The organism is Sphingobacterium sp. UBA7253 (assembly GCF_002472745.1).
Taxonomy (GTDB): Bacteria; Bacteroidota; Bacteroidia; order Sphingobacteriales; family Sphingobacteriaceae; genus Sphingobacterium; species Sphingobacterium siyangense.
In genome coordinates this window covers 445-4,440 of record NZ_DKSP01000210.1, presented here as the reverse complement: position 1 = coordinate 4,440, position 3,996 = coordinate 445, and the positions used below count along the sequence as shown (strand labels likewise).

General features: G+C 39.0%; 4 protein-coding genes and 1 pseudogene. 2 read left to right on the top strand and 3 right to left on the bottom strand.

Features of this window, described 5'->3' with window-relative positions:
* Positions 1-474: pseudogene (locus B2X72_RS21350) on the top strand (RsmB/NOP family class I SAM-dependent RNA methyltransferase); the annotation flags it as partial.
* A gap of 79 nt (positions 475-553) precedes the next feature.
* Here B2X72_RS21350 and B2X72_RS21345 read toward each other — a convergent pair.
* Entirely contained in the window at positions 554-1,027 is a 474-nt protein-coding gene (locus B2X72_RS21345; RefSeq protein ID WP_286851427.1) for a universal stress protein, read from the bottom strand.
* A 73-nt stretch (positions 1,028-1,100) separates the two neighbouring features.
* Between B2X72_RS21345 and B2X72_RS21340 the strand changes: the two genes are divergently transcribed.
* Entirely contained in the window at positions 1,101-1,874 is a 774-nt protein-coding gene (locus B2X72_RS21340) for a C40 family peptidase (protein ID WP_286851425.1), read from the top strand.
* A 68-nt stretch (positions 1,875-1,942) separates the two neighbouring features.
* On the opposite strand, the gene B2X72_RS21335 is transcribed toward B2X72_RS21340, so the two are convergent.
* Positions 1,943-2,530, bottom strand: coding sequence for a porin family protein (locus B2X72_RS21335; protein WP_075992871.1), 588 nt, complete (start codon positions 2,528-2,530; stop codon positions 1,943-1,945).
* Positions 2,531-2,843: 313 nt separating this feature from the next.
* The coding region (gene dnaJ / locus B2X72_RS21330; RefSeq protein WP_286851423.1) for a molecular chaperone DnaJ at positions 2,844-3,996 on the bottom strand (1,153 nt) is incomplete at its 5' end.

Below are 3,996 nucleotides of genomic sequence, written 5' to 3'. Positions count from 1 at the left end.
GCTTGTCCATCTGTTAAACTTTTGGTTTCTGATGTTCGCATGAGTATTCTCCGAAATCTCGATGAACGTTTTGACCGTGCCGGAATAAAGCATTACCGAAAAAAAATACTCGATCTTACCAAGGATAGCTTCGCAATTCTTGGGAGCGAACGATTTGACGGGGTGTTATTGGATGCACCTTGTACTGGATCGGGGACTTGGGGGCGTACACCAGAAATGGTTAGACAGTTTCGGGCCGCTAAGATTGCCGAATTCAATGCACTACAAAAGAATATTGCAAGTAATGTGGTGGGGCATGTTAAAGCGGGCAAGCCTTTGATTTATATAACCTGCTCTATTTTTAAAGCAGAAAACGAAGATGTTGTCAATTACATTGTAGATAATTTTGGTTTTGAAATAGAACGTATGGACTATTTGAAAGGTTATGAAGAGAAAGCGGATAGTATGTTTGTGGCACGATTGATTAAAAAGTAATTTATATATAATACAAGCAAAAAGGCTATTTTTTCTAATGAAAAAATAGCCTTTTTTTATACATATGGACCGTTTAATATCAGTCACATTTACTTGGAACAACGAGTACAGGGCAGGTAGATTTACGAATGACTGATTCGGATACAGAGCCGGAAATAAAGTGATCAAAGCCCGTCCGTCCATTGGTCCCCATAATAATAAGATCTGCAGACCACTCATGGGACGCGGCCAGAATTTCTTCTTTAATGGATCCGATTCGATTAAAAAGATATACTTCGCCTGCACCTGTAAATTCGCGACTTATTTTCTCAAGATATTTTTGTGCATTATCCTGTTCCATTTCCGATACTTCTGGAACGATGATAGGTTGCTGACCTAATAGCGGATCTGCACCAAAACTAGCTGGAGAAGTAGGGGGAACAACCGTGACAAGTGCTATGGAGGCTTCAAATACTGCGGCCATTTCTTTGGCATATAGTATCGCCTTTTCTGAGCATGGTTCGTCGTCAACCGCGACGAGTATCCTTTTGAATTTTGAATTTGTATTCTCCATTTCTACTATAATTAATTTATCTTCGTCATATAATATATAATCACATTTTTGACGATTTTGTTTTGTTTAGCACATGAAATATGGTATTTGTAAACTAGCTCTCGTTCCGTTACGTTTAGAACAGGCACACCGTAGTGAGATGGTTTCTCAGGTATTGTTTGGGGAACTTTTTGAGATCCTTGATGAACAGGCCGATTGGACATCAATACGTCTGTTGGAAACGGACTATTTAGGCTGGATTCAAAACGGGCAGTTTCAGGAACTAAACGACGTGGATATGCAACAGTATCTGACCGGAATACCGATTATCGTTGGAAGGGAGGGAGGAGTCCTTTTTACTGATACCGCACAATTTCAGCTCTGTCATGGAACCAAGCTCTACCTAAATGCAGAGAATATTGTCAGTTTATCTCCATTGGGATTAACCTATCAAGGTAGTATCAATCCGTTTACCAGAAATCAATTTGAAACTGAGGTGTCGCGATTGGCTTTAAGTTATAAGGACACTCCTTACCTATGGGGTGGACGTTCACAATGGGGAATCGATTGTTCCGGTTTCTCCCAATTGATTTATAGCTGTTTTGATCTTTCCTTGCCTCGTGATGCTTATCAGCAGGCAGAGATGGGGCAAACTGTGGATTTTGTTTCGGAAATACGGGTAGGGGATTTGGCTTTTTTTGACAATGCCGAAGGAAGGATTACTCATGTAGGAATTATGCTGGATCGCGATACGATTATACATGCCTCAGCGAAAGTCCGTGTTGATCGGATGGATACGGAAGGTATTTTTAATGCTGAACAGAATCGTTATACACACAAACTCCGGATTGTTAAACGGTATAATTGATAAAGGTGGACATATAAAAAAAGGCTATAAATAATTATAGCCTTTTCTATTGTCAGACGCCTTATTGACTAGAAGTGGAATTGTACACCTAAAGTTGGCGCTAATGAGTTGACATTCAAACCAAATGTATTTACTGCAACGTCATTTGTTTTATCTTTATTGTAGTTGTAGTATAAACCTCTGACTTTTAATTCGATACCGATTTTGCTTGTCGGGAAGTAAGCTAAACCCGGAGCTAGTTCCACACCATATGATTCGAATTTATTTTTTGTCTCTACGTTATTTACTTCAGTTGTAGTTGTACCCCATGCCATTGGAACTGATAATTGAGCAAAGAATCTTACCGGGCCGTTTGCAGAGTACTTTCTAGCGAAAGGTGATACCTGAAAAGCATCGTTTTTAATACTATTATCTTTACTTGTTTCAGTTTTTCCCCAGTTATAACCAATTCCAGTACCAATTGCCAAGTTGTCGCTTACAAAGTAACCAACTGTTGGGTTGATTGAGAATGAATTATTTTTATGGTCAGTATCTTTCACTTTTGATGTTTCGAAGCCAAGTTGACCACCAACCATAATTTTTCCTTGTTCAGTTTGAGCTTGTGCTGCTATTGTTAAACCTGCAATGGCAGTCAATGTTAGTAAAACTTTTTTCATGTCTTTTTTATTTAATAGTTTGTTTTAATTTGCCAGTAATTACTTCCTGACTTTTTAAATTTGTTAGTCAAATATCGAAATCTTATTTTGATTTTTTGTCACTGGATTGTCTAGATGTTTTATCATTATTGTAAATTATAGTGGTTCAATTGATTAAAATTTGATGTATTTTTATTTTTATCGTTTCCATTTAACAATAATGATATTGGGCTGACTTTTTGTTTTCAATTGTCAATTTCAAGTAAGAAGATAAAAAAAAAGCCATTTGTCAGCAGCGGACAAATGGCTTTTTTTTGTATTTGAAAGACCGGTTTTAATCGAAATATTCTTTGATTCGCTCGAAGAATGATTTTTCACTTTTACCTGGTTGAGGTTTAAAGTTTGGCGATTCTTTCAGTTTGTTCAATAATTCTTTTTCTTCGTTAGATACGGCTTTTGGTGTCCAGATATTAACGTATACAAGTTGGTCCCCTTTGTGATAAGAGTTGACTTCAGGAATACCTTTTCCTTTTAACCGTAAAATTTTACCACCTTGTGTGCCGGGCTCAATTTTGATCTTCGCTTTCCCATCTATTGTAGGGACTTCAACGCTTGTGCCTAAGGTCGCATCTACGAAATTAATGTATAGGTCATAGATCACATTTAGTCCGTCACGTTTTAGACTTTCGTGTGGTACTTCTTCGATCAGGATAATTAAATCTCCTGGTACACCACCACGCGGAGCAGCATTTCCTTTTCCACTCATGGAAAGTTGCATGCCTTCACTTACTCCTGCAGGAATATTGATTGCGATTGTTTCCTCACCGCGTTCGAGTCCTTCACCTCTACAAGTTGTACATTTTGCTGTAATTTCAACGCCTTCACCATTACAAGTAGGGCAAGTGCTTGTTGTTTGCATTTGTCCTAAGATGGTATTTGTTACTCTTCTAACTGATCCAGATCCCCCACAGGTTTTACAGGTATGGAAAGAAGATTTATCTTTAGCACCAGATCCGTCACAAGAATGACAGACCACTTGTTTGTTAACCTTTACCTTTTTCTCGACGCCTTTGGCAATTTCTTCGAGTGTTAATTTAACTTTTATGCGTAAGTTGCTTCCACGAGCTACCCGACGGCCGCCACGCTGGCCACCACCGCCGCCAAAGAAACTTTCAAATGGATGTCCTCCACCAAAGATATCACCAAATTGGCTGAATATGTCTTCCATATTCATGCCGCCGCCACCGCCAAAGCCACCACTTGCCGAATTACCGGCATGGCCAAATTGGTCATAACGTTGACGTTTTTGTGGATTGCTCAAGATATCGTATGCCTCAGCAGCTTCCTTAAACTGTTCCTCAGCTTCATGATCACCAGGATTTTTATCCGGGTGGTATTTAATCGCCAATTTGCGATATGCTGATTTAATCTCCTTCTCGTCCGCTGATCGCGAGACACCAAGTATATCGTAATAATCTCTTTTTGAC